Genomic DNA, 23,124 nt, shown 5'->3' with positions numbered 1-23,124 from the left:
ACCTGTTACCGTAGGATAACGTCGGGTGGATAACTTTTAGATAGTAGACGACAGGACCGGTCGAGACGCGGAGCGAGCGCTCGAACGGGGACGACAGCGCCTCAGAGAGCGTTCGCGGGCGTCCGACGCCGAAACCGGTCCCGAAGCAACGCTTTTGTGCCGCGGTGCGAACCCACGCGCATGGACACCGATTCGGTTCCCGACAGCTACGAGGGGACGATGGCCAACGAGGTCGGGTACGGCGACTCGCCCGCGCTGGTCGTGGTCGACCTCACGAAGGGCTTTACCGACCCGGACCACGCGCTCGGGAGCGACCTGACCGGCGTCATCGAGGAGACGAATCGACTGCTCGACGCCGCCCGAGGGAAGGACGTGCCCGTAATATTCACCCGCATCGTCACGCGGGACGACGAGGCGGTCGACCTCGGTATCTGGGCGGAGAAGATTCCCGCGCTGACCGAGTTGACCGCCGACAGCGAGTGGGTCGAGTTGGACGAGGACCTGCACGCCGAGGCCGGCGATTACGTCCTCGACAAGCGCCAGGCCAGCGCGTTCCACGAGACCGAACTCCAGTCGGTGCTGACCCGGTACGGCGTCGACACGACGATACTGCTGGGCTGTTCGACCAGCGGGTGCATCCGCGCCACGGCGGTCGACGCCTGCTCGGGCGGCTACCACGTCGTCGTCCCCGAGGACGGCGTCGGGGACCGCGTCGAGGGCCCCCACGAGGCGAACCTGGTCGACATCCACTCGAAGTACGGCGACGTCCGGACCGTCGACGACGTGGAACGCTACCTCGAATCGCTGTAGCCCGATTCGGCCCGACGGCCGCGAGCCGGTGATACTCTCTTGCCGCAACCACGATTGTTTTGTCGAACGGTCGCCGATAGCATGGGAGGTGTTACGGACCCATGCCCAGAGAGATACTACCCGGCCTCCACTGGTTCTACGAACCGGGACCGGACCGAACCGAGATGGTGACAGGGGACGGCGACGGCCCCGACTGGTACGACCCCGACGGCGAGGTGTACATCCCGCAGTGTGCCTACCTGTTCGAGGGCGACGACGAGACGCTGCTGTTCGACACGCTCTCGCCCGCCAGCCGCGAGGAGATACTGTCGGACGTCGAGGCCGCACTCGACGGCCGCGACCTCGATTACCTCGTGGTCTCGCACCCCGACGTTCCCCACGCCGGGAACGCGACGGCGCTGCTCGACGCCTACCCCGAGGCCGAACTGGTCGCGCCGAAGTACGGCAACGACCACGAACTCTACCACCTCGACGACGCGACCCACGTCGGCGAGGGCGACAGCATCGACCTCGGCGGATACGTCCTCGACTTCCACGAGGCGACGTTCCTCGACGCGCCCGTGTCGGTGTGGATGACCGAGCGCACCAACGACATGCTGCTGCCGGTCGACTGGCTGGGCTACCCCCACGCCGAACACGAGATGCTGTCGTTCGTGGACGAACTCGACCACGACCTCGACCTCGGCCGCCTGCTCCAGTTCCACGGCCGGGTGCTGTTCTGGCACCAGTACGTGAACGTCGAGAAGGTCCAGCGCGAGATAGACTGGCTCGTCGACCACTACGACCCGGAGTGGATTCTCCCGGCCCACGGACTCGTCGTTCGGGAGGACCCGACCGAGTACATGGACCTGATGAAGGACGTGGTGGCCGAGATAAACGAGCGCGACCGCATCGGGATTCTGGGGTGATTCGATGACGAGACACGTGACCGACGACGTCCAGTGGCTGACGGTGTGTTACCCCCACGAGGACGCCCACGAACACGTTTCGGTCTACCTGATAGAACACGACGGCTCGTACATCCTGGTCGACTCCGGGTCGTTCCACCACGAACAACAGCTCGCGGACGCCATCGACGAGGCGACCGACGGCGCGGGCATCGACGCCATCATCCTCTCGCACTCGGACTACCCCCACTCGGGCAACATCTCCGAGTTCCGCGACGAGTGGGACGACGTGGAACTGGTCGCCTCCTCGGGGTCGCCCGAGATTCAGGGGCTGACCGACGCCCGCCGGTGTGTCATCGGCGAGGACCTCGACGTGCTGGGCCGGACGTTCAACTTCATCGACCCGCCGCTGGCCGACCGGTCGCACACGACGTGGATACGCGACTCCGAATCGGGCGTCCTCTTTACCGCCGACGGGTTCGGCAACTACCACGCGCCCGGCGAGTGCGAACAACTCTCCTCGGAGTTCGACGACGCCGTGCCCGAGGAGACGGTCTACGAGTTCCACCGCGACAACCTCGTCTGGCTCCAGTACGTCGACCCCGACAAGCTCAGGACCGCGCTCGACGAGATATTCGACGACTACGACGTCTCGGCCGTCGCGCCCATCCACGGCAACCCGACGCTGGCCGAGGACGTGCCGACCGCGCTCGACCGACTCGAACGCGCCGCCGGCCGCATCGCCGAGGAGTACGACGTGCCGACCGTCGAGGACGCGTAAGCGGTCGAAGGCGCACGCGACCCCAATTCTCCCTTACTCGGTCCGGACCAGCGCGTCCACGACCGAAATGCCCTCGTCGTGGACCACGACCGGGTTGAGGTCGAGTTCCGCGACGGTCTCGACCTCGGTGCAGAGGTCGCCGACTCGTTCGAGCAGCGCCGCCAGCGCCGCGACGTCGCCGTCCGAACTCACCTGCTCGTCCCCACCGCCCCGGTCGTCCCCGAGCAGGGCCGCGAGCCGCGTCTCGGCGATGGCGTCGCGGGCGTCCCCCTCGGAGAACGGCGGCACCCGGACCGCCGCGTCGTCGAGCGACTCGACGGCGGTCCCGCCCGAGCCGACCGTGACCAGCGGGCCGAACACCGGGTCGCGGGAGGCTCCGACCAGCGCCTCGACGCCCTCTTCGGCGTGGGGCTGGACCAGCACGCCCTCGATTCGGGCGTCGGGGGCGAACGCCTCGGTGTTGGCGACGATTTCGCGGTAGGCCTCCCGGACCGCCTCGGGGTCCGAGAGGTCGGTCCGGACCGCGCCGGCGTCGGTGCGGTGGGGCACGTCGGGCGAGTCGACCTTGAGTACGACCGGGAAGCCGACCGCCTCGGCGGCCGCGACCGCCTCGTCGGCGTCGGTCGCCAGTCGGGTCTCGTGGAGGTCGATGCCGTATTCGGCGAGCAGCGACTCGGCCTCGTCCCACGTCAGCACGTCGTCGTCGGGCAGGTCGGTGTCGGGCGAACTCGCGGCCGCGTGGGCCGCGAGTTCGGCCCGCGAGGGCCGGGCCGCGAGTCGGTCGCGGCGCTCGCCCGCGTCGACCAGCGAGGCCAGCGCGTCCATACACCGGCTCGGGTCGTAGAACAGGGGCGTCTCGCGGCGCACGCGCTCGTAGGGGAGGGCGGCGGCGACGCGGGCTCTTTCCGCCCGGTCCAGAGGAACAACACGGGGTCGGACGCCATCTGCGCGACTTCGAGCAGGTCGTCGGCGATTTCCTCGGCGTCGTCGCCGACCGCCGGGAGGCCGATGGCGAACACGTACGCGTCGAAGGCGTCGTCCGCGAACAGCACGTCCGCGATGTCGGGGAGTACCTCCGCGCCGTACCCCCGGATGTCGGCCGGGTTGTGCATCTCGCCGAAGGTGAGCAGGTCCTCCGAATCGAGCAACGCCCGCTCGGTCTCGCCCGCGATGTCCGGAAGCGAGAGGCCACGCGCTGCGGCCATGTCCGCGAGCAGGCTCGCCAGCCCGCCGCTGGTCGAGGCCACGCAGACTCGGTCCGAGGCGGGCGGGTCGAACGCGGCGTGGGCGCTGGCCCGCGAGAGCAGGTCGGGCACGTCGGGCACGCGCTCGACGCCGGTCTGGGCGAACGCGGCGTCCCACGCCGCGTCGTTGCCCGTCACCGACCCGGTGTGGGAGACCGACGCCGCCTCGGCCACGTCGGACGCGCCGACCTTGACGGTCAGGACGGGCGTGCCCGACCGGACCGCCTCGTCGGCGGCGGCCATGAACCGCCGGGGGTCGTCGACCCCCTCGACGTAGGTGCAGACCGCGTCGACCGCGTCGCGGTCGGCCAGCGACCCCACGTAGTCGGTCACCGACAGGTCGGCCTCGTTGCCGGTCGAGACGATGTGCGAGAAGTGAACGTCCTCGTCGGCCGCGCGCTCGAAGAAGGTCGTGAACGCCAGCGCGCCCGACTGGCTCACGAGCCCGATAGAGCCCGGTTCGGGCCGTCGCGAGCAGGTGCTGGTCAGCACGGTGCCTTCGCGGGCGTTGGCCAGTCCGATGCAGTTGGGGCCACAGACCGCGACGTCGTGGGCGTCTGCGACCTCGGCGAGTTCGGCTTCGAGCGCCGCGCCCTCGTCGTCGGCCTCGGCGAACCCGGCGGTGATGACGAGCGCGGCGGGCACGCCCATCTCTCCGGCCTCCCGCACCACGTCCACGACGACCTCGCGGGGGACGCTGACGACCGCGAGGTCGACCGGCTCGGGCAGGTCCGAGATGGCGTCGTAGCAGGGTCGACCCCACGCCTCGTCGCGGCCGGGGTTGACGAGATACACGTCGCCGTCGAAGCCGTAGTCGAGCAGGTTGTCGACCAGTTGTGAGGAGTACCACGAGTCCGGGCTCGCGCCGACCACGGCGACCGACTCGGGAGCCAGTAACGGCTCCAGTTCGGTCTCGGTTCGTACCATGGCAGTGTTCGACCAACGCCCGCCTTAGCTCTTCCGCCCCGAGACGGTGTTGCTGATACGTCGCCGAGATACGTGACGAAGCGTTTCCGATTCGCGTTCTTCCGTGAACGTTCGACATTCTGCGCGAGATTTATGTGACGGCTGTTCGACCGTACGGACGATGGTATCAGACGTCGCCGTCGTCGGAGCAGGGGTGATGGGCCACGGGCTCGCGGTCCAGTTCGCGCGCCACGGCGCGCGGGTGTCGATGGTCGACCACCGCCAGTCGAACCTCGACCGCGCGCTCGAGCAGATGCGCGCGGCGGTCGAGTTCCTGAACGACGAGGGACTGGCCGACGAGTCGGCCGAGAGCGTCCTCGACCGCATCGACCCCACGCTCGACACCGCTGAGGGCGTCGCGGGCGCGGAGCTGGTGATAGAGACCGTCTCGGAGGACCTCGACGTGAAACACGAGGTGTTCGGGAACGTCGCGGCGGCCGCGCCCGACGACGCGGTGCTGGCGAGCAACACGTCCGGAATCCCGCCGAGCGACATCGCGGCCGGCGTGCCCGAGGCGGCCGACCGAGTCGTGGTCTGTCACTGGTGGAACCCGCCGTACCTGCTGCCGCTGGTCGAGGTCGTCCCCGGCGAGGCGACCAGCGAGGAGACCGTCGAGCGCGCCACCGCGTTCGTCGAGGCGGTCGACCGCGACCCAATCGTGTTGAACCGGGAGGTGCCGGGGTTCGTCTGGAACCGCATCCAGTTCGCGGTCGTCCGCGAGTGCGTGCACCTCCTCGAAGAAGGCGTCGCCTCGCTCGAAGACATCGACGCGGCGGTCCGGGACGGCTACGCCCTCCGAACCGCCGTCGTCGGGCCGTTCGAGACGATGGACCTCGCGGGCGTCGACCTGTTCGAGACCATCGCCGACGACCTGTATCCCGAGTTGAGCGACGCCGACGAGGCCGGCGACCTGTTCGACGAGTACGTCTCGGATGGCCGGACCGGCGTCGACGCCGGGGAAGGGTTCTACGAGTACGACGAGGACCCCGACGAGGTGGTCGAGCGCCGGAACCGCCGGGTCGCCGCGCTCCGGCGCGCGCTCGGGGAGTGAGTCGGGACCTCTGCGGATGCGAGTCGGCGGCGGTGTTCGGTTACGTCAGGTTCGGGTGGTGGACAGTCCTCGAAAGCCCTCGGCGCGCTCTCTGACACCGAGACAGCAACCAACGCCTCGAAAGCCCTCGGCACGCTCGCGGTCCCTCTGGCGGATATCCGCGCCTCACAGCACCCCACCGCAACCGAGATTGGTCGCTCTTATCCGAACACTCCCGAATTAGCCGGGGAAACCTACAAGCCCCGTCGAATCATCCTCGGCGCATGGAGCCGAACCACGAGTACGTCGAGGTCGACGGCGCTACCATCCACTACGTCCGCGAGGGGTCGGGCGACCCGCTTGTCTTCCTCCACGGGTGGCCCGAGTTCTGGCGGACGTGGCACAAGAACCTGCCCGCGCTGGCCGACTCGTTCGACGTAATCGCGCCCGACCTGCGCGGGTTCGGCGACAGCGACAACCCAGATACGTCGCCCGGCGAGGGGTACGGCATCGCGGCCCACGTCGCCGACCTCCGAGGGTTCGTCGACGAACTGGGCTTGGAGTCGGTCGGACTGGTGAGCCACGACCTCGGCGCGCACGTCGCCCAGTCGTTCGCGCGCGAACACCCCGACCGGGTGGCCGGCCTCTTTTTCTTCGACTGCCCGTACCCCGGCATCGGCGACCGGTGGCTCGACCCCGACCACCTCGGGGAAATCTGGTACCAGTCGTTCAACCAGCAGCCGTGGGCCGCCGACCTCGTCGGGGCGAACCGCGAGACGATTCGGCACTACGTCGGCCACTTCCTCCGCCACTGGGCGGGAGACCCCGACGCCTTCGCCGAGGACCTCGACGCGTGGGTCGACAACTTCGCCGAGCCCGGCAACCTGCAGGGCGGGTTCGACTGGTACGTCGCCGCCGACGAGCGCCGGACGGGGCTGATGCGCGACGGCGCGCCCGACCTGCCCGCGATCGAGGTGCCGACGGCGGTCCGGTGGGGCGAGCTCGACCCCGTGTTGCGGGTCGAGTGGGCCGACCGGCTCGACGAGTACTTCGCCGACCTCGACTTCGAGCCGGTGCCGGACGCCGGCCACTTCGCCCACTACGAGCGCCCGGAATTCGCGAACGAGGAGATCGCGTCGTTCTTCGAGGACGTCGCGTCGGAGCAGTAGCCGCGTTTTAGAACCGTCTCCGTCGGTCGTGGGCGTCGGACGCTCGCCTCAGTTCGGCGGTCGTTCGTGCCGGGGACGGCGAACCACGCGCCGTCAGGACTCGCGCCACCGGTGGCCGCACTCGACGCAGGTGAACAGCCGAACCTCGTAGGAACCGCCCGGCTTCGGCATCATCTCGTAGTCGGCCTCGTCGCCGTCGCAGTCCTCGGCCGGACAGGGTTCTTCCATCGTCTCGGTGGACCCCTGGGTCGCGTCGGCCACGGCGGGTGCCCCGTCGTCGCGCTGTCCGTCCCGTGTCGCCATCGCCGCGTCCGCCTCCGAGTCCCGCGGCTCCTCGTTCTCACAGGAGCGACACACCCACGTCTCGCCCTCCGTGTGCATCAGCGACCCGCACTCGTCACAGAATTGCATGTCCCGTCGGAATACGCGGGTGGTCGGATATATGTCTTAATTTCCGCTCCGTCGCGGTCCCCCGCGCCCGCGCTCGCTGTCGAAAATCGCCCCATCCCGCGCTCAGCGACCGTCCTGAAGCCGCCGGAGCCGGTAGATGAACGACTCCTCGTCGACCGCGACGTCGTCGTAGGTCAGCACCTCACCCCGCTCGACCGCCGAGGTGACCGTCGCGCCCTCCAGCAGTTCCATCGGCACGTAGCCCGCGTCGTCGGCGTCCTCGGCCGCGACGAGGTGGCCGTAGACGGTGTACCCGCCGCCGCCGTCTATCTCGTCGCCGGGGTCGAGGTCGCGCTTGGCCGCGCCGACCACCTCGGCCTCGTGGGCGCGCGCCACCCCGGTCGGTTCGTTCCGGACGGCGGCGTTGGCCACGCTCACGGGCGTTTCGAGGCCCGGGAGGTGGTGGGGCCGGTAGAACACCTGATACTCGCCGTCGCTGGCGACGTAGATGCCCGAGCCGCTGTTCTGCTCGACGTACTCCTGGACGCGCTCGTTGGGCGTCGTCGTGACGACGAACACGCCGAAGTCGACGTCGAACTCGATCTCGGTGCCGTCGGGCCGGAGGCCGCTGACCGTCTCGACGACGCCCGTGTCGTTCAGAATGCCGCCGTCGGCTTTCGGCCGGAGCTTCTCGGGAATCTCGGGGACGGCGGCGTCGGGGATGTGCATCCCCGGCACGTCGGGCGTCAGGCCGGTCGCGTTGGCCACGGCCGCCATCTCGACCGCGACCTTGGTGCCGTCGAGGAAGGAGTTGTACATCCGGGGGTTGAGCCCCTGCTCCTCGACGAACTCCGGGTCGAAGCCCCAGCGCTCGAACACGTCCTCGGGCGTGCCGTAGCGGTTCTCAGGCAGGTACGGGTTGCCCTTGCCGGCCGCGACCACGTCGAGGCCGACGGTCCGCGCCCAGTCGTACAGTTCGGCGATGAGCGCGGGCTGGTCGCCGTAGGCCATCGAGTAGGTGACGCCCGCGCGGTCGGCCATCTCCGCGAGGATGGGGCCGACCACGGCGTCGGCCTCGACGGTCACCATCACGACGTGGTTGGCCGCCATGATGGCCTCGTAGGCGTGGCGCGCGCCGACGTCCGGGACGCCGGTCGCTTCCACGACCACGTCGACGTCGCTGGTCGCGAGTTCCACCCCGTCGGCGACGACCGCGCGGTTCCCGTCCGCGAGCGCGTCGTTCACGCCCGAGGCGTCTTCGACCGAGCGCACGTCCCCGTCCGGGACGCCGGCGTCCCGGAGCGTGTCGGTCGCCTTCTCACGGTCGACGTCGGCGACGGCGGCCGTCTCCAGTCCGGGGACGCGCTCCATCTGGTCGATGAGGTTGGTGCCGAACAGCCCCGCACCCACGACCCCGGCCGCCACGGGGTCGTCGCGCTCGCGCAGTCTGGCGGGCAGGTTCAGCATCGGCAGTGAGCCCCCGCGGCGCGATTCCCGAATCGATGTCCGTCCCGTGCCGTGCGGTATCTCGTCCCAAGCACTACCCGACCATCGGAGGCAGTTTTAATCAACGTGACGGAAGAGACACCGTCTCGATTTCACGCCGACGATTCTTCGAGGGACCCGCGCCCCACTTACCGGAACCGTCACACGGATATGCGGCGGTCGTGACTCCACCACCATGGGTTCTCGCGTATCCGGCAAGACCGCGTTCGTGACGGGCGCTGCGAACGGAATCGGGCGAAGCATCGCCGAGCGCCTCGGCGAGGAGGGCGCGTCGATAGTCATCGCCGACGTCGACGTCGAGGCGGCCGACGAAACGGCGGCCGCGTTCGCCGACGAGGGCATCGAGGCCGAAGCCATCGAGTGCGACGTCTCGGACCGCGAGAGCGTGCGCGAGGCCGTCGACGCGACGCTCGACGCGTTCGGCAGCCTCGACGTGCTGGTGAACAACGCCGGCATCTCGGTCGGCGAGCGGTTCGAGGACATCACGCCCGAGGAGTGGCAGCAGGTGATGGACGTCAACCTCACGGGCATCTACAACTGCTCGGCCGAGGCCGTGCCGGCGATGGCCGAACAGGGCGACGGGCGCATCCTCAACATCTCCTCTATCGCGGGGCTGAACCTCAGCTACGCCGGCCCGGCGAGCTACACCGCCTCGAAGTGGGGCGTCATCGGGCTGACCAAGCACATGGCGTGGGACCTCTCGGACTACGGCATCCGGGTCAACGCGCTCTGTCCCGGCGGGACCCTCACGCCGCTCATCGAGCAACTGACCAGCGAGGAGGAGCGCGAGGCCACCCGGAGCAAGATTCCGCTCGACCGGATGGCCAAGCCCCGCGACCACGCCGACGCCGCGCTGTTCCTGGTTTCGGACGAGGCGTCGTACGTCACCGGCACCACGCTGACCGTCGACGGCGGCCTCTCGCTGAGCGTCCGACAGGAGGTCTGAATGGCGAGCGACGGGGACGGGTCGACTGACGACGACGGGACTACCGATGGCGACGCCGCGTCGTCTCGGGACGGCGCGCCGACCGACGACGCTCCCGCGTCGCTTCCCGACGAGACCACGTCGATGGTGCTGACCGAGGACGGGGCCCTCGAACCGCGGACGTTCGCGGTGCCCGACGTCTCCGAGGGCGGCGCGCTGCTCGAAGTCGAGATGACCTCGGTCTGTGGCACCGACGTCGGCATCTACGGCGGGGAGTCGCACTTCGACACGCTCCCGCTGGTGTTCGGCCACGAGGTCGTCGGCCGAGTCGTCGCGGGCGACGACGAGACCCTCGACCGGATGGGCGTCTCGGTCGGCGACCGCGTGGTGCCCGAGCCGTATATCCCGTGCTACGACTGCCACTACTGCCAGACCGGCAACTACCACATGTGCGAGGCCGAGCGCGCGTACGGCGTGAGCATCCCCGCGAGCGAGCCGCCGCACCTCTGGGGCGGGTACGGCGAGTACGTCTACCTCGCGCCCAACACCAAACTCCACGTCGTCGACGAGGACGTGCCCGCCGAGGCGGCCTGTCTCGGCACTGTCGTCGCCAACGGCGTCCGCTGGATTCTCACGAAGGGCGACGTCGACCCCGGCGACGGCGTCGCCATCGTCGGGCCGGGCGCGCAGGGACTCGCGTCGGTCGTCGTCGCCGACGAGGCCGGAGCCGACCCCATCGTCCTCGCGGGGCTGTCCGACGACGCCGACCGGCTCGAACTCGGGACCGAACTGGGCGCGACCGACACCGTGTTCGTCGACGAGGACGGCGCGGCCGACCGCGTCCGCGCGGCGACCGGCGAGGAGGGGCCGCCGGTCGCGGTCGTGACTGCGCCCTCCGGCGCGGCGCTCCGCCTCGCGCTCGACGTGGTGGCTCCGCTCGGCACGGTCGTCCTGCCGGGCTTTCCCGGCGAGGAGGTCGAAATCGACGCCGACCGACTGGTCCACGACGAAATCAGCCTGCTCGGCGGGCGCGGGCAGGCGCTGGAAGTCGAGCGCGCGATGGGCATCGTCGAGCGCCGGGGCGACGACGTGGCGTCCATCATCAGCCACGTCTTCCCGGTTCGGGAGGCCGAGACCGCCATCGAGCGCCAGCTTCCCGGCGAGGGATTCGACCCCGACATCGTTCACGCGGCGCTCAGGCCGGACGGGTGAGTCGTTCGCGGCGATGCGGCTGATGTTTTTCGGACAGCTATCAGACCTCGAACGACAGCCTCGAAAGCCCTCGGCGCGCTCGCGGTCGCTGCTCGACATATCCGCGCCTCACCGCACAGCATCCGCATCGGCGCGGATAGGGGTCGAGCAGGCGACTACAGTGAACGCGAGCGCGCCTCGCCCGTTCAGTCCGCCGAGGGTGTGGTTTGGTGACCATTCGAAACTCGGTCCCCTTGCCCCCGGCGATACCGTTTTGTTCCCCGGCGCGAGTGAACGGGACGTGACTTCGAAAACGGTCGGCTTCGTCGGACTCGGAATCATGGGCGAACCGATGGCGAACAACCTGCTCGACGCGGGCTTCCCGGTCGTGGGCCACAACCGCTCGCCCGAAGCGGTCGACCGGCTGGTCGAGAACGGCGGCGAGCGCGCCGAGACCCCGGCCGAGGCGGCCGAGCGCGCCGACGTGGTCGTGACCTGCCTGCCCGACTCCGAGGTGGTCGAGGAGGTCGTGCTGGGCGAGGACGGCGTCGCCGAGGGGCTGTCGGCGGGCGACGCGTTCGTGGACACCTCGACCATCAAGCCGACGGTCGCCGAACGGCTCGCGGACGAACTCGGCGAGATGGGCGTCTCGGTCCTCGACGCGCCCATCAGCGGCGGCGAGGAGGGCGCTATCGACGGGAGCCTCTCCATCATGGTCGGGGGCGAGGACGAGGACCTCGCGGCCCAGCGCGACGTGCTCGAGGCGATGGGCGAGACCGTCACCCACTGCGGCGGTCACGGCGCGGGACAGGTCACGAAGGCCTGCAACCAGATCGTCGTCTCGACGACGCTACAGGCCATCAGCGAGGCGCTGGTCTTCGCCCAGCAGGCCGACGCCGACCTCGAAGCCGTGGTCGAGGCCATCAGCGGCGGCGCGGCGGGCTGTTGGGCGCTCGACAACCGCGCGCCCAGCATGATTCGGGGCGACTTCGAACCGGGCTTTTTCGCCTCCTACCAGTACAAGGACCTCCGCATCGCCACCGACGCCGGGCAGGCCTACGGCGCGCCCATGCCCGTGACCGGCGTGACCCACGAGATGTACAAGTCGATGGTCGAGTCCGGACTGGGCGACGACGACAACTCAGGCGTGATTCAGATAATCGAACGCCTCGCGGACACCGAGGCCCGCATCGACGAGTGAGGCATCCAAGAGGAACGAGTGTGTCGCGCCACGGGACGGGCGCGCTCGGCGTGCATTCGACCACTGACCGAGTGCGCCCGGTGAACTGACCGCCCCTGGCGGACTGAACGGGCGAGGCGCGGTCGCGGGCCGCAGGCCTGTGGTCGTCTCTGGCGGCTCTATCCGCGCCGGTGCGGTGCGGAGAGCGCGGATATCCCGCTCAGCGACCGCGAGCGCGCCGAGGGCGTTCGAGGACGTGGTCGCTGTTCAGTGACTTACCGCGACGCCCAGCTTTATTGAAACCCGCCAAGCACCCCTGCGCATGGGACCGCTCTCGGCGGACGAACTCGAAGCGCTCGCGGACGAACTCGGCGTCGCCGTCACCGACGCCGAGACGGACGAACTCGTCGACGCCGTCAACGGCTTCCTCGACGGCCTCGACGCGGTCGACGAGGTGGCGGTGGCCGACGACGGCCCCGGCGGCGAGCGCACGTGGCGCGAACCGACCGACGACCCGTACAACGCCGTGAGCTACGAGTGTCGCGTCGAGCCAGCGCCCGACAACGCCGGGGCGCTCGCGGGCGTCGAGGTCGGACTGAAGGACATCATCGCGGTCGCGGGCGTGCCGATGGAGTGCGGCTCGGAGGTGATGGCGGGCTACGTGCCGCGGACCGACGCGACCGTCGTCCAGCGATTCCGGGAGGCGGGGGCGACCGTCACCGCGAAGCTGAACCTCGACGAGTTCGCCGGCAGCGGGCGGGGCACGACCGGGCGCGGGCCGCCGGTCCGCAACCCCCACGACCCCGAGCGGACCGCCGGCGGCTCGTCGGGCGGGAGCGCGGTCGCGGTGGCCACCGACCGGGTGGACGTGTCGCTGGGCACCGACACCGGCGGGTCGGTCCGCATCCCGGCGGGGTTCTGTGGCGTCGTGGGCCTCAAGCCGACCTACGGGCTGGTGCCGCTGTCGGGCGTGGTCGAGAACACGTACACGCAGGACCACGTCGGCGTCTTCGCCGACGCGACCGCGCCGGTCGCGGCCGCGCTCGACGCCATCGCCGGCACGGACCCCGACGACCCCGCGAGTCTGGCGGCCGCAGGCCGGGACGACTACGAGTGTGGCGGCTACGCGAGCGCGGTCGAGGACGGCGGCCCGGACCTCGACGACCTCGAAATAGGCGTGCTGGCCGAGGGGTTCGGCGAGGGCGTCGCCGACCCGGTCGCCGAGTCCACGCGGGCCGCGCTCGACCGACTGGCGGACGCGGGCGCGGCGGTCCGGGAGGTGTCGGTCGACGGCTTCGAGTACGGCCCGGCGGTCAAGAACCTGCTGAGCCTGACCGAACTCGCGGTCCACTGGCGCGACGGGGCCGCGCCGTACCGTCGCGGGGGCGTGGTCGACGACGGCTATCAGGCCGCGTTCGCCGACCGGACGCGAGCGTCGTCGGGCGACCTCGACACCTTCTACAAGGCCAAGTTGCTGGCGGGCGCACACGTCGTCGAGACCCACGGCGGCCGGCGGTACACCCGCGCACAGGCTGTCCGCGAGGTGCTGCGCGAGGAGTTCGACGCGGCGCTCGACGGCGTCGACGCGCTCGCGCTCCCGACGATGCCCGACGTGGCCCCGCGAATCGAGGCGGCCGACGACCCCGGCTTCGACTACGCCCGGAACACGCGGGCGGCGAACGTCACGCGGCTTCCGGCAGTCTCGCTCCCGAACGGGACGGTCGACGGGCTCCCCGTGGGGTTCCAACTGATGGGCGAAGCGTTCGGCGAGCGCCGACTCCTCGGCGCGGCGGCGACGGTCGAACCGCACCTCGGCTAGAATCCGGCCCCTCTCGCGGGCCTACTCCCCGCCGCGTTCGAGCAGTTCGCGCTGCTGGTCGACCACCGGCTTGTCGACGAACGACCCCTCGAAGTAGACGACCCCCTCGTCGGTGGCCTCGAACTGCTCGACCAGCCGCCGGGCGCGGTCGCGTTCCGCCTCCGAGGGCGCGAACGCCTCGGCGATGGGTTCTATCTGGTCCTCGTGAATCGCCATCTTGGCGTCGTAGCCCATCGCTCGGGCCTCTCGCGCCGCCGCTCGCAGGCCGTCGGGGTCCGACCGGTCGAGGTAGACGGTGTCGAACGCCCGGACCCCGGCCGCGCTGGCGGCCAGCGAGACGAGGTACTTCGGAATCGTCACGTCGACGTCGTCGTCCAGAATCGACATCCCGGCGTTGAGCCGGAAGTCGACCGAGCCGAACGCCAGCGCGCTCACCCGGTCGGCGGCCGCGATGGCGTCGACCGCGAACAGCGCGTCGGGGCGCTCGACGATGGGGACGACGCCGACGTCCGACCCCGCGTCGTCGAGGCGGTCGGCGACGATTCGGACGTCCGTGGGGCCGCGAACGTCCGGAAGCACGACGGCCTCGGGCGCGGCGTCGTTCGCGACGACGGCTTCGAGGTCGGCGACGCCCTCCGTCGTATCGAGGCCGTTGACCCGCACGAACGGCGTCGGGTCGTCGTCGGCCCACGACGACAGCGCGTCGAGGGTCACCTCGCGGGCCGCCGCCTTGTTGGCCGGGCTGACAGTGTCTTCGAGGTCGAGGATGAGTCCGTCCGCGCCAGAGCGGGTCGCGGCGTCGATGGCGTCGGCGTCGGACCCGGGAACGAACAGGATGGACCGCTCGTGTGACATGGGTCGGGATTTTCGCGGGCGAGCAAAAGCATTCGGGTCGTCACAATCGACGTGGCTCGAAGCGGCCAGGCGTCACAATCGACGTTCCTCGGAGCCGTCGCTTGCCCGCACGCACTCGAAAAATCGCCCGCAGGCTCAGGCCTGCTGGTCCAGCACCGCGAGCAACTCCGCGACCGTCCCGCTGGTCGCGAAGTCCGAGACGACGGTCTCGCCGCCCTCGGTCACCTCGGCGAGCGCGATCTCGACGTTGGCGCTCCGGACCGCCTCGGCCGTGTTCGAGACTGTCACGCCCGCGTCGGCGGCGGCCGACTCGACCGCCGAGGCGGTCAGTTCGCCGTCGGCCGCCAGTTCGCGCGCCTGCGAGGCGAACTCGACGTGGGCCGAGGGAATCGTCTCCGGCGGTGCGAGGGTCGCCTCCAGCTCGGCGAACTCGAACTCACCGTCCGCGGCGGTGGCCGTGCCCTCGGGCGAGGTCACCGCGAGCGCCGCGCCGTCGAGTTCCATCACCACGTCGTCGGCCGCGAGTTCGGCGTCGCCGCGCTCGACGGTGAGTTGGCTCCACTCCGAGCTCCCCAGCGCGTCGAGGTCCGACATCGAGGCGTCACCGGCCGCGAGCGCCCGAGTGCCCTCGGGGACGACCGACCGCACGGTCCCGGTCGCGGTGACGCCGTCGGCCACCACCTGCTCGTCGGTCTCGACCGACTCGACCGTCACCGCGACCGGCGACTCCGGGTTCGGTTCGGCCTCGGCGAGCGCGGTCAGGAGCGGCGACATCGACTGGCCCTCGTAGGCCTCGACCATCGCCGACCGGACCGCGTCGTAGGTCTCGGCGGAAACGTCCTCCGCGACCACCTCGACCGCGTCCGTCGAGAGCGTCCCCGCATCGCTCTCGGTCCGCCAGTCGCTCACTTCGAAGGTCATCGTGCTCTCCTCGTAGGTCAGTGCAGCCCGTCCGACGGTCGCGGTCGCCCCGCCGATCGTCGTCGAGACGTCCTCGACTTCGAGGGGGTCGGTCGATTGCGCCGTCGTCTCCGCCGCCACGTGCCCGACGCTCCCGAGCGAGACCGCCGCCGTCGCGAGCATCGCGCCGAACTGCCGCCGTTTCATGCTTCTCACGCCGAGAGACACGCCAGCACCCGCGTTAAATCGGAGATACCGTTCGAACCGTTCATCGGGATAAGCCGGGTTTTCCCGACCGATAACGTTCGGCACGCCGCGTCGAGCCGGGCGCGGTCGGAACCGGCGTTCCGACGGGGTTCGGGTGCGCGTGCGGCGATAAATCCCGCGTTACGAGCGGCGAGGCGAGGCTAGGCGGAGCGTGTGGCGGGCGGGTCGGTCAGTCGTCGTCCGCGGACTCGACTTCGGTCGGGTCGGTGCGACGCTCGCCCGTCCGGAGGACGAAGGTGCGCTCGGGCGGCGGGGCGGCCCGGAGTTCGACGGTCCGCGCGAGGTAGTAGTACTTCCGATTACCCCGGCGGTAGTGAGCGACGAGGCCGGCATCTTCGAGCGCCGAGAGGTGGTGGACCGCCGTCTTGCCGTCCATGCCGACGAGGTCGGCGAGTTCGGAGACGTACCGCGGTTCGCGTGAGAGTTCCCGGAGTATCTGGATGCGGGCCTTGCTCCCCAGTAGGTCGATGAGCGACACGATATCGCGGATACGACGGCCCGAACAAAAAGCCATCCGGCGGTCGCAGGGCGAAATCGGACGGGGTGGTGGTCGGAGTGCGGTCCGGAGGCAGTCGACGGAGCCGGCTTTGTCAAGTGCTGAAGCTCTTTAGTACACTCGGATGGTATGGCGATTCATGAGGGATAACGAAACGGATTGGAGACTTGCAGTCAAGCAGTTTGTCTCTCTATTGTTGACGGTCCCGCTTGCTGTGGGGATGGCAATGCTCTTCCATCCAGCGGGTGAGCTGGCGACGGGTGTCTTTTGGGGTGTGATACTTTCGTTTTTCACATGGTTGGCCGCCGTTCGCCGTGGACTGTTCGGAAACACCGAAACGACCAAACGCTTCGTCGACCGATGATATCAGGTGGCCGGTATCCAGCGGTGTAGTTTCCGCCACTCACTCTAATTGTCTGAACTTTCGTCGTCTGGCCTGAAAAGTCGTTTTAGCGTCTGGATTAACAGTGACAAGCGTCGCGACAACTCCTGGGGCGAGCTTGATTTTGTTCGTCCCGAGCGCGCGTTACTTGTGTTTCGAGCCTTCAGCGTCGGCCACGAAATCCAACACGAAGACAACGAGAACGCTGTACCCAGGTACGAACGCCCTGATATCTCCACGCACCGGACGATACTTGGCGCGTCGGGCCGTACGCCGACGACGTGGGGGACCACGACATGGGGGACCGGGTGAATTTGCCGGACGACAGCGAGCGGAACAGGACCACGGTGACCGACGGCTTCTTCGAGCGCGAGATACATCTCTCGCGGGCGGCCACGGCGTCGTTCCTTCGGGACCTCGCCGACCAGATAGAGGACGACACGACGCTCACGCTCTCCTCGGAGGAGTGGGAGATTCCCTTCGAGTACCGCGAACCGGTCGAAGTCGAGGTGGAGTTCGCGGGCGGGCGCGAGGCCGAACTGGAGGTGGAGTTCGAGTTCACCGAACCGCGCGGCGACGGCGACCTGAGCGTGGAGTGACGCCCAGAGGGAGAGGCTCGCGGTCGCCGCGACGGGGTTCCGAGCCGGTGGTTTCGGCGACGTGGGAGATGTTTGTCTCTCGTGGCGACGTACGTCGAATCGTCTGCGGGGAGGTCCCGGCGGCGTCGGGCGTCGACGGGTGCCACCGTCTCCGTCCCGCGTTCTACAATTCCTCGGTGAGTCAGCGGGGTGAGCGTCCTCTGGGACCTCGTGAACTGTAGCGCGTCGATGGGTCGAATCCTACGCGGCCGCGTCGACCGACTCGGCGTCGGTGAGCGACACGTCGATTTCGAGTTCGTCGAAGCGGACGACCGGCCGCTTCGAGCGCCCGTCGTCCTCGAACTCGACGACGCCGAGCGTCTCCAGTTCGTTCAGGTTCCGGTGGACCTCCTTGTAGTCGCGGTCCACCAAGTCGGCCGCCGCTCGGATGCTGGCCGGGTCGTGCTGGGCGAGCGCTCGGAGGAGTTCGAGATTCTTCTCTCTGGTGAGCCGTGCGAGTTCGGCGTAGTTCGGGAGGTTCAATACGAGCATGTCCTCGACGTTCTCGCCGCGTTCGAGCGCCGCGATCTTCTCGCGGGCCTCTCGCCGAGTGCGATTCGTCTCGCCGACGCGCACCTGTAACGTTCGTGGGTTCGTGGGTTCGGTCATGGCGTGGGTACCTCGTTTTCGATGGCAGACCACGGCGTGATTCAGGGTCGATTGTCCTCGACGTCCCGGAGGAACCGGTCGTACAGTTCCATCATGCCCGGAAAGTCGATAATCGTCACCTGTTCGTCGACGTGGCGTTCGTGGCCTTTCGTGGCTTCGTGAGCGTTGTCGTAGCGGACGATGGTTTCGCCGTCTTTCGTCCCGTAGTGGAGGCTGTAACGCCAACCACTCGGATACGCGGCGTCGGTGGTGCGTCGGATGAACACTCGTTCTATCGTTCCGTCCTCGCGTTCGTCGGTGTACTGCACCAACGTTTCGTCGTCTGCCATCCCATACTATGGTGTTCTCCCCATAGGATAAAAAATCTAGGGAAGAGCGGAATCGCGCAAATCGGGTTCCACTATCGGCAAAGAGAGGTCGTCTCGGTTCGTCCGCGACACCGGTTGAAGGTCGACGAGAACGCTCGCTGCTGCTTGAGCCGATGAGCGACCGCCCGTCACCGCACCGCGACCACTTGTCACTCGTACCGGAGGGCGTCGATGGGGTCGGTCCGCGCGGCGCTCCACGCCGGGTAGATTCCCGCGAGCACGCCGACAGTCACGCCCACGCCGACCGCGACGGCCGCCGTCGGGACCACGCCCCGGGGCACGACCGACGCCACGCCCCGAATCTCGCCGAGTCGGTCGAGGTCCCGAGCCGTGAACGCCGGCTGCGCGCCCGCGCCCGGACTGCCGTCCGCGCCTTCCGGGCCGGCCCAGACGTAGAGGTTGGGCGACTGGTCGGCGCTCACTTGCCCGAGCACGTCGGCCCGCAGGCTGGTTCCGAGCGTGACGAAGGTGATGACCGCGCCGACGCCGACGACGACGCCGAGTATCGCCAGCGCCGACCGGAACCGGTGGCTCCGTATCGAGCGTAGGCCCAGCCGCAGGCTCTCGACCAGTTCCATCAGCGGCGTTCAGACTCGACGCGCCGGGGCGACGCTATCTCCTCGATTCGCTCGATAGTGCCGTCGAGGACGTGGACGACGCGCCCGGCGTGCTCGGCGATGGGGCGCTCGTGGGTCACCATCAGGACGGTGTTGCCCTCGTCGTGGAGCCGCTGAAAGAGGCCCATTATCTGCTCGCCGGTCTCCTGGTCGAGGTTGCCGGTCGGCTCGTCGGCCAGCAGGATGGCGGGGTCGTTCGCGAGCGCGCGAGCGACGGCGACCCGCTGGCGCTGGCCGCCCGACAGTTCGTTGGGCCGGTGGTCGGCCCGGTCGCCCAGTCCCACCTGTTCGAGCAGTTCGGCCGCGCGGTCGGCCCGCTCGGCCTTGCCGACGCCCTCGAAGACGAGCGGGAGCGCGACGTTCTCGGCGGCGGTCAGCTTCAGCATGAGGTTGAACGTCTGGAAGACGAACCCGACCTCCTGGCCTCGGACCCGGGTGCGGGCCCGCTGGGAGAGCGCCGACACCTCGCGGTCGTTGACCCACACCTCGCCCTCGGTGGGCGTGTCGAGACAGCCGATGAGGTTGAGCAGGGTGGACTTGCCCGAGCCGCTGGGGCCCATGACGGCGGTGTACGACCCGCGCGGAATCGACAGCGAGACGTCGTCGAGCGCGTGGACCGGCTCGCCGAGGTGGTAGGTCTTGCGCACGTCCCGGAGCGCGACCGCGTTCCCCCGGTCGGTCCCGTCGGCCGTTCCGCCCGAATTCGTCCCGTCGGCCCCCGATTCCACCCCGTCGGCCCCCGGTTCGCCCCCCGCGTCCGAGTCGCTGGCAGCCATCGTCCCCCGGGATACGCCGAGCAGCGCCAAAACGCTGGCGTCCGACCCGCCGGACCTCGCGACCGACCCGCCCACCCTTTTGGTCCCTCGCCTCCGAGAGCGACCCATGAAGACCTCGGACGGAAGCGACGCGGCGAAGCGCGCGGCGGGCGAGAGCGCGGCCGAGGCGGTCGACGACGGCGCGGTCGTCGGGCTCGGCACGGGGTCGACCGCGGCCCACGCCATCCGGGAACTCGGCCGGCGGGTCGACGCCGGCCTCGACGTGCGCGGGGTTCCGACCTCCTACCAGTCGCGGGCGCTCGCGCTGGAGGTCGGCGTCCCCCTCACCGCGCTCGACGCGGCCGAGTCGGTCGACCTCGCCATCGACGGGGCCGACCAGTTCTCGGGCCCGCACCTCGTGAAGGGCGGCGGCGCGGCCCACGCCCGCGAGAAGCTAGTCGACGCTGCCGCCGACCGCCTGCTCGTGGTCGCCGACCCGAGCAAGGCTGCCGACCGGCTCGACCACCCCGTGCCGGTGGAGGTGTTGCCCGACGCCCGGACCACCGCCGCCGACGCGGTGCGGGCGCTGGGCGGGACCCCCGAGCTCCGGGCCGCCGAGCGCAAGGACGGGCCGGTCGTGACCGACAACGGCAACCTCGTCCTCGACTGCGACTTCGGCGAGATTCCGCGTCCGGCCGACCTCGCGGCCGACCTCGCGGGGATTCCCGGCGCGGTCGAGCACGGTCTGTTCGTCGGGATAGCCGACGCGGTCCACGTCGGGACCGAGTCGGGCGTGGACGTGCGGACGTTCTGACCGCGGGACCGATGCGGGGACGCTTCGAACGCGACGGCTCACCGAACACTCGCGATTGCTCTCGACTTCGACTCAATCCCCGCGTTGGCGCGCGCGTTGCTCGCGCGCGAGGGCGGCGAGGGCGCTGGCGCGAGTGCGCCAGCGCCCTCGTCGCGGTTGGGGAGGCCTGAGGCTCGCGGTCGCGGTGTGGTGCTGTGCGGTGCGGTCGCAGCACGGTCGCGGTGCGGTGCTGTGCGGTCACTCACTGGCTCAAGCAGTAGCTAGCGTCGGGAGTATCACCAGTAGCTAGCGCCCAAAATACGACCAGTAGCTAGCGGCCGGAGTACTACCGCTTCTCACAGTCTACAGCCGTCTCGACACCATCGACTCCCGACGGAGAACGAGCCATCGGCTACCTCATCGGCGGTGCGATAAAAGGAACGGTGCCGTCTACTGGCGTCCCGAATTCAGAGGTCGCGGGGCTGGACGGTCTTTCGGTCGTTGGCCTCGGCGCGGCGGGCGGCCTCGTCGAGGAGCTCGTCGACGCGGTCGTCGAGAGCGTCGTAGAAGTCCGACGCGACGTTCTTGTCGTCCAGTGCGTCCTTCACGGCGGCTTTGACGATGAGGTCTGCCATACGGGTTTGTCTTTCCGTCCACCCCTAATAAAGCTTCTCAAATTTTCAGGAGAGCGGCCCAGTGTCGGTCGGTCCGTGGTCATCTATGCCGACAGCCAAAAGTTATAAATACAATCGAGTTGTGTGCCAGCAGTTCCGAGAGGCGCGCCACAGGGTTCGGAGAACACCCAGTGAGGGGAAATCGCGGTTGGATTCCGGTCGACGGACGCGCGTTCGGGGAGCGTGACGAGTCGTGTCGCATCTCACGAGCGGTCGGTTCGTCTCGGGTGAGAAACACTGTCAATCCTTCATGCTTTGGACCGAGGGTACAAAAACGTTGTTTCAGTTTTAGAGAACTGAGAATCGGATTTGAGAAGGATTTTTAGTCTATCGGGACAAATATTTTGCCACTGGCGGGAGCCCCGCCAGCTGAATGCCAATGCCAGAGTGTGACCATTGCGGTTCGCACGTGTCGGACAAGTTCGCGCGCGTGTTCGCCGACGAGGGCGGCCGGCTGAAGGCGTGCCCCTCGTGCTCCGCGAACGCCGGAATCGCGGAAGTCGCGCGCGAGCGGACCGGCGAGCCGCGAGCGTAGCCGCGAGCCGGAGAACCGAACGTACAAGAAACACGGGACGAACCTTCGAGGCGTGCCGGGCCACTGGGTCTACGTCGTCGAATGCGTCGACGGCAGTTTTTACACGGGCTACACCACCGACGTCGAGCGCCGCGTCCGCGAACACGACCGGGGCGAGGGCGCGAAGTACACGCGCGGCCGGACGCCGGTGGAACTGGTCCACGTCGAAGCGTTCGACTCGAGGTCGGCCGCGATGTCCCGCGAGTACGAGGTCAAACGGCTCACGCGGGCCGGGAAGGAGCGACTGGTCGACAGCGACGCGGGGACGCCGCCCGACCGGTTCGAGTGACCGATTCCCGAGGCCGTCGCTCGGCCAGCGGGTCACCCGGGCCGGTTACTCGCGCATCGGGTCGCCCGCTGGCACCGAGGACGGGAGCCCGACGAGTTCGGCGCTCCGGGTCCAGAGCCGCTCGCGGAGGGCGGCGTCGCCAGTCACGCCGGCCGGCGTCGCCCGCTCTTTTCGGTCGAAGTACGCGCCCGAAACGCCCGCGACCCCGGGACTCGTGGCGAGGTGGACCAGCGCGTCGGCGGCCCCCGCGACCGACTCGAACGGCCCCACGGGCGCGACGCGGGCGACCAGCGACGCCGCGCCGGTGAACAGCCGCGAGAAGCCCGTGGCGTTCCGGACGAGCCCGGTGTGGGGGAGCCAGCCCGGATGGAAGCAGTTAGCCGTGACCCCGGTCCCGTCGAGTCGCTCGGCGAGTTCGACGGTGAACAGCACGTTCGCCAGCTTGGAGTCGGCGTAGGCGTCGAGTCCGTCGAAGCTCTCGCCACGGACCACGGCGTCGAGGTCCGACAGCGAGCCGTTCTCGTGGAGGCCGCTGGCCGTCGTGACGATCCGCGCAGGGCCTCCGTCCCGGGACTCCGCGCTTCGGTCGCCGGCGGCCGCGGTCGCGCGCAAGAGCGGGGCGAGCAGGTTCGTGAGCAGGAACGGCGCGAGGTGGTTGACCGCGAAGGTGCGTTCGACGCCGCCGTCGGGTCCGCCCTCGATGCCGGCCGCGGTCGTGCGTCGCTCGCTCAGCGACGTTCCCGCGTTGTTCGCCAGTACGTCGAGGCGGTCGTGCTCGGCCCGAACCTCGCGGGCGAGTTCCCGGACCGCGCCGAGGTCCGCGAAGTCGACCCGGTAGAACGAGCCGCCGGCGTCGGGATGGGCGTCCCGGACCGCCGACAGGACCGCCTCGCCGGCCCCGCGGTCCCGGCCGGTCAACAGCACCGTCGCGCCCCGCTCGGCGAACCGGAGGGCCGCCTCGCGGCCGATGCCGCTGGTCGCGCCCGTGACGAGGACGGTGAGGCCCATC

Annotated in this window: 27 protein-coding genes; 14 read left to right on the top strand and 13 right to left on the bottom strand. The window is 69.4% G+C overall.

Annotated elements, in window-relative coordinates:
• The first annotated feature begins 180 nt into the window (after positions 1-180).
• The 3 genes from EPL03_RS02270 to EPL03_RS02260 all read left to right on the top strand — a co-directional run bounded on the left by EPL03_RS02270 (position 181) and on the right by EPL03_RS02260 (position 2,478).
• The gene (locus EPL03_RS02270; protein ID WP_135827715.1) at positions 181-810 is read left to right on the top strand and encodes an isochorismatase family protein; all 630 of its coding nucleotides are present in this window, start codon (positions 181-183) and stop codon (positions 808-810) included.
• Between the two features lie 101 nt (positions 811-911).
• A complete protein-coding gene (locus EPL03_RS02265) occupies positions 912-1,718 on the top strand; it encodes an MBL fold metallo-hydrolase (protein ID WP_135827714.1) in 807 nt (268 codons plus the stop codon).
• 4 nt (positions 1,719-1,722) lie between these two features.
• Positions 1,723-2,478 (top strand): MBL fold metallo-hydrolase, encoded by a 756-nt coding sequence (locus tag EPL03_RS02260; RefSeq protein WP_135827713.1) that lies wholly within the window; start codon positions 1,723-1,725, stop codon positions 2,476-2,478.
• 33 nt (positions 2,479-2,511) lie between these two features.
• Here EPL03_RS02260 and EPL03_RS20420 read toward each other — a convergent pair whose 3' ends face one another.
• Positions 2,512-3,174: an acetate--CoA ligase family protein gene (locus EPL03_RS20420; protein WP_244605209.1), complete on the bottom strand. Its 663-nt coding sequence runs from the start codon at positions 3,172-3,174 to the stop codon at positions 2,512-2,514.
• Positions 3,168-4,649: a CoA-binding protein gene (locus tag EPL03_RS02255; RefSeq protein ID WP_244605182.1), complete on the bottom strand. Its 1,482-nt coding sequence runs from the start codon at positions 4,647-4,649 to the stop codon at positions 3,168-3,170. Before EPL03_RS02255 ends, EPL03_RS20420 begins: the two co-directional genes overlap by 7 nt.
• A gap of 160 nt (positions 4,650-4,809) precedes the next feature.
• Between EPL03_RS02255 and EPL03_RS02250 the strand changes: the two genes are divergently transcribed.
• Together EPL03_RS02250 and EPL03_RS02245 are read left to right on the top strand one after the other, a co-directional pair.
• Positions 4,810-5,739 carry a 3-hydroxyacyl-CoA dehydrogenase family protein gene (locus EPL03_RS02250; protein WP_135827712.1) on the top strand — a complete coding sequence of 310 codons (930 nt, stop codon included), beginning with the start codon at positions 4,810-4,812 and terminating at the stop codon, positions 5,737-5,739.
• Between the two features lie 263 nt (positions 5,740-6,002).
• Positions 6,003-6,887, top strand: a complete 885-nt coding sequence (locus tag EPL03_RS02245) for an alpha/beta fold hydrolase (protein ID WP_135827711.1) — start codon at positions 6,003-6,005, stop codon at positions 6,885-6,887.
• Positions 6,888-6,980: 93 nt separating this feature from the next.
• Here EPL03_RS02245 and EPL03_RS02240 read toward each other — a convergent pair whose 3' ends face one another.
• Both EPL03_RS02240 and EPL03_RS02235 read right to left on the bottom strand, forming a co-directional pair.
• Positions 6,981-7,298, bottom strand: coding sequence for an RPA12/RPB9/RPC11 RNA polymerase family protein (locus tag EPL03_RS02240; protein ID WP_135827710.1), 318 nt, complete (start codon positions 7,296-7,298; stop codon positions 6,981-6,983).
• A gap of 102 nt (positions 7,299-7,400) precedes the next feature.
• Positions 7,401-8,744 carry an NAD(P)H-dependent oxidoreductase gene (locus EPL03_RS02235; RefSeq protein WP_135827709.1) on the bottom strand — a complete coding sequence of 448 codons (1,344 nt, stop codon included), beginning with the start codon at positions 8,742-8,744 and terminating at the stop codon, positions 7,401-7,403.
• A 214-nt stretch (positions 8,745-8,958) separates the two neighbouring features.
• Between EPL03_RS02235 and EPL03_RS02230 the strand changes: the two genes are divergently transcribed.
• The 4 genes from EPL03_RS02230 to EPL03_RS02215 all read left to right on the top strand — a co-directional run bounded on the left by EPL03_RS02230 (position 8,959) and on the right by EPL03_RS02215 (position 13,898).
• Positions 8,959-9,729, top strand: coding sequence for an SDR family NAD(P)-dependent oxidoreductase (locus EPL03_RS02230; protein WP_135827708.1), 771 nt, complete (start codon positions 8,959-8,961; stop codon positions 9,727-9,729).
• Positions 9,730-10,920, top strand: a complete 1,191-nt coding sequence (locus EPL03_RS02225) for a zinc-dependent alcohol dehydrogenase (protein WP_135827707.1) — start codon at positions 9,730-9,732, stop codon at positions 10,918-10,920.
• A 280-nt stretch (positions 10,921-11,200) separates the two neighbouring features.
• Entirely contained in the window at positions 11,201-12,100 is a 900-nt protein-coding gene (locus tag EPL03_RS02220; RefSeq protein ID WP_280178813.1) for an NAD(P)-dependent oxidoreductase, read from the top strand.
• Between the two features lie 301 nt (positions 12,101-12,401).
• Positions 12,402-13,898, top strand: a complete 1,497-nt coding sequence (locus tag EPL03_RS02215; protein WP_135827705.1) for an amidase — start codon at positions 12,402-12,404, stop codon at positions 13,896-13,898.
• A gap of 21 nt (positions 13,899-13,919) precedes the next feature.
• Here the strand turns inward: EPL03_RS02215 and EPL03_RS02210 are convergent, their stop codons facing one another.
• The 3 genes from EPL03_RS02210 to EPL03_RS02200 form a co-directional block, all read right to left on the bottom strand.
• A complete protein-coding gene (locus EPL03_RS02210) occupies positions 13,920-14,753 on the bottom strand; it encodes an HpcH/HpaI aldolase/citrate lyase family protein (RefSeq protein ID WP_135827704.1) in 834 nt (277 codons plus the stop codon).
• A 135-nt stretch (positions 14,754-14,888) separates the two neighbouring features.
• Positions 14,889-15,869: a hypothetical protein gene (locus EPL03_RS02205; RefSeq protein ID WP_135827703.1), complete on the bottom strand. Its 981-nt coding sequence runs from the start codon at positions 15,867-15,869 to the stop codon at positions 14,889-14,891.
• A gap of 220 nt (positions 15,870-16,089) precedes the next feature.
• On the bottom strand, positions 16,090-16,398 hold the full coding sequence (locus EPL03_RS02200) for an ArsR/SmtB family transcription factor (RefSeq protein WP_135827702.1): 309 nt from the start codon (positions 16,396-16,398) through the stop codon (positions 16,090-16,092).
• A 157-nt stretch (positions 16,399-16,555) separates the two neighbouring features.
• Between EPL03_RS02200 and EPL03_RS02195 the strand changes: the two genes are divergently transcribed.
• Positions 16,556-16,780 (top strand): hypothetical protein, encoded by a 225-nt coding sequence (locus EPL03_RS02195; protein WP_135827701.1) that lies wholly within the window; start codon positions 16,556-16,558, stop codon positions 16,778-16,780.
• A gap of 314 nt (positions 16,781-17,094) precedes the next feature.
• The gene (locus tag EPL03_RS02190; protein WP_135828564.1) at positions 17,095-17,397 is read left to right on the top strand and encodes an amphi-Trp domain-containing protein; all 303 of its coding nucleotides are present in this window, start codon (positions 17,095-17,097) and stop codon (positions 17,395-17,397) included.
• Between the two features lie 240 nt (positions 17,398-17,637).
• Here the strand turns inward: EPL03_RS02190 and EPL03_RS02185 are convergent, their stop codons facing one another.
• The 4 genes from EPL03_RS02185 to EPL03_RS02170 all read right to left on the bottom strand — a co-directional run bounded on the left by EPL03_RS02185 (position 17,638) and on the right by EPL03_RS02170 (position 19,806).
• Positions 17,638-18,045 (bottom strand): HVO_A0114 family putative DNA-binding protein, encoded by a 408-nt coding sequence (locus EPL03_RS02185; RefSeq protein WP_135827700.1) that lies wholly within the window; start codon positions 18,043-18,045, stop codon positions 17,638-17,640.
• A 41-nt stretch (positions 18,046-18,086) separates the two neighbouring features.
• A complete protein-coding gene (locus tag EPL03_RS02180) occupies positions 18,087-18,374 on the bottom strand; it encodes a toxin-antitoxin system TumE family protein (RefSeq protein WP_135827699.1) in 288 nt (95 codons plus the stop codon).
• Between the two features lie 188 nt (positions 18,375-18,562).
• Complete coding sequence (locus tag EPL03_RS20825; protein WP_135827698.1) at positions 18,563-18,991, bottom strand: ABC transporter permease; 429 nt, start codon at positions 18,989-18,991, stop codon at positions 18,563-18,565.
• Positions 18,991-19,806, bottom strand: a complete 816-nt coding sequence (locus tag EPL03_RS02170; RefSeq protein ID WP_135827697.1) for an ABC transporter ATP-binding protein — start codon at positions 19,804-19,806, stop codon at positions 18,991-18,993. Before EPL03_RS02170 ends, EPL03_RS20825 begins: the two co-directional genes overlap by 1 nt.
• 106 nt (positions 19,807-19,912) lie before the next feature.
• On the opposite strand from EPL03_RS02170, the gene rpiA reads away from it, so the two are divergent.
• On the top strand, positions 19,913-20,599 hold the full coding sequence (gene rpiA, locus EPL03_RS02165) for a ribose-5-phosphate isomerase RpiA (RefSeq protein WP_135827696.1): 687 nt from the start codon (positions 19,913-19,915) through the stop codon (positions 20,597-20,599).
• 446 nt (positions 20,600-21,045) lie between these two features.
• Here the strand turns inward: rpiA and EPL03_RS02160 are convergent, their stop codons facing one another.
• Positions 21,046-21,213: a DUF1931 family protein gene (locus EPL03_RS02160; protein ID WP_135827695.1), complete on the bottom strand. Its 168-nt coding sequence runs from the start codon at positions 21,211-21,213 to the stop codon at positions 21,046-21,048.
• Between the two features lie 418 nt (positions 21,214-21,631).
• Between EPL03_RS02160 and EPL03_RS19730 the strand changes: the two genes are divergently transcribed.
• On the top strand, positions 21,632-21,787 hold the full coding sequence (locus EPL03_RS19730) for a DUF7563 family protein (RefSeq protein ID WP_449272223.1): 156 nt from the start codon (positions 21,632-21,634) through the stop codon (positions 21,785-21,787).
• Between the two features lie 52 nt (positions 21,788-21,839).
• Entirely contained in the window at positions 21,840-22,115 is a 276-nt protein-coding gene (locus EPL03_RS02155; protein ID WP_135827694.1) for a GIY-YIG nuclease family protein, read from the top strand.
• 45 nt (positions 22,116-22,160) lie between these two features.
• Here the strand turns inward: EPL03_RS02155 and EPL03_RS02150 are convergent, their stop codons facing one another.
• Positions 22,161-23,123, bottom strand: a complete 963-nt coding sequence (locus tag EPL03_RS02150; protein ID WP_135827693.1) for an SDR family NAD(P)-dependent oxidoreductase — start codon at positions 23,121-23,123, stop codon at positions 22,161-22,163.
• Between the last annotated feature and the right edge of the window lies 1 nt (position 23,124).

Source organism: Halorussus halobius (assembly GCF_004765805.1).
Classification (GTDB): Archaea; Halobacteriota; Halobacteria; order Halobacteriales; family Haladaptataceae; genus Halorussus; species Halorussus halobius.
This window is presented reverse-complemented; position numbering and strand designations above follow the sequence as displayed.

Excerpts from the sequence above, each read along its gene's own strand:
- EPL03_RS02270 (WP_135827715.1), top strand. The coding sequence starts at position 181 with ATGGACACCGATTCGGTTCCCGACAGCTACGAGGGGACGATGGCCAAC.
- EPL03_RS02265 (WP_135827714.1), top strand. The coding sequence starts at position 912 with ATGCCCAGAGAGATACTACCCGGCCTCCACTGGTTCTACGAACCGGGA.
- EPL03_RS02260 (WP_135827713.1), top strand. The coding sequence starts at position 1,723 with ATGACGAGACACGTGACCGACGACGTCCAGTGGCTGACGGTGTGTTAC.
- EPL03_RS02255 (WP_244605182.1), bottom strand. The coding sequence starts at position 4,649 with ATGGTACGAACCGAGACCGAACTGGAGCCGTTACTGGCTCCCGAGTCG.
- EPL03_RS02250 (WP_135827712.1), top strand. The coding sequence starts at position 4,810 with ATGGTATCAGACGTCGCCGTCGTCGGAGCAGGGGTGATGGGCCACGGG.
- EPL03_RS02245 (WP_135827711.1), top strand. The coding sequence starts at position 6,003 with ATGGAGCCGAACCACGAGTACGTCGAGGTCGACGGCGCTACCATCCAC.
- EPL03_RS02240 (WP_135827710.1), bottom strand. The coding sequence starts at position 7,298 with ATGCAATTCTGTGACGAGTGCGGGTCGCTGATGCACACGGAGGGCGAG.
- EPL03_RS02235 (WP_135827709.1), bottom strand. The coding sequence starts at position 8,744 with ATGCTGAACCTGCCCGCCAGACTGCGCGAGCGCGACGACCCCGTGGCG.
- EPL03_RS02230 (WP_135827708.1), top strand. The coding sequence starts at position 8,959 with ATGGGTTCTCGCGTATCCGGCAAGACCGCGTTCGTGACGGGCGCTGCG.
- EPL03_RS02225 (WP_135827707.1), top strand. The coding sequence starts at position 9,730 with ATGGCGAGCGACGGGGACGGGTCGACTGACGACGACGGGACTACCGAT.
- EPL03_RS02215 (WP_135827705.1), top strand. The coding sequence starts at position 12,402 with ATGGGACCGCTCTCGGCGGACGAACTCGAAGCGCTCGCGGACGAACTC.
- EPL03_RS02210 (WP_135827704.1), bottom strand. The coding sequence starts at position 14,753 with ATGTCACACGAGCGGTCCATCCTGTTCGTTCCCGGGTCCGACGCCGAC.
- EPL03_RS02195 (WP_135827701.1), top strand. The coding sequence starts at position 16,556 with ATGAGGGATAACGAAACGGATTGGAGACTTGCAGTCAAGCAGTTTGTC.
- EPL03_RS02190 (WP_135828564.1), top strand. The coding sequence starts at position 17,095 with ATGGGGGACCGGGTGAATTTGCCGGACGACAGCGAGCGGAACAGGACC.
- EPL03_RS02185 (WP_135827700.1), bottom strand. The coding sequence starts at position 18,045 with ATGACCGAACCCACGAACCCACGAACGTTACAGGTGCGCGTCGGCGAG.
- EPL03_RS02180 (WP_135827699.1), bottom strand. The coding sequence starts at position 18,374 with ATGGCAGACGACGAAACGTTGGTGCAGTACACCGACGAACGCGAGGAC.
- EPL03_RS20825 (WP_135827698.1), bottom strand. The coding sequence starts at position 18,991 with ATGGAACTGGTCGAGAGCCTGCGGCTGGGCCTACGCTCGATACGGAGC.
- EPL03_RS02170 (WP_135827697.1), bottom strand. The coding sequence starts at position 19,806 with ATGGCTGCCAGCGACTCGGACGCGGGGGGCGAACCGGGGGCCGACGGG.
- rpiA (WP_135827696.1), top strand. The coding sequence starts at position 19,913 with ATGAAGACCTCGGACGGAAGCGACGCGGCGAAGCGCGCGGCGGGCGAG.
- EPL03_RS02160 (WP_135827695.1), bottom strand. The coding sequence starts at position 21,213 with ATGGCAGACCTCATCGTCAAAGCCGCCGTGAAGGACGCACTGGACGAC.
- EPL03_RS19730 (WP_449272223.1), top strand. The coding sequence starts at position 21,632 with ATGCCAGAGTGTGACCATTGCGGTTCGCACGTGTCGGACAAGTTCGCG.
- EPL03_RS02150 (WP_135827693.1), bottom strand. The coding sequence starts at position 23,123 with ATGGGCCTCACCGTCCTCGTCACGGGCGCGACCAGCGGCATCGGCCGC.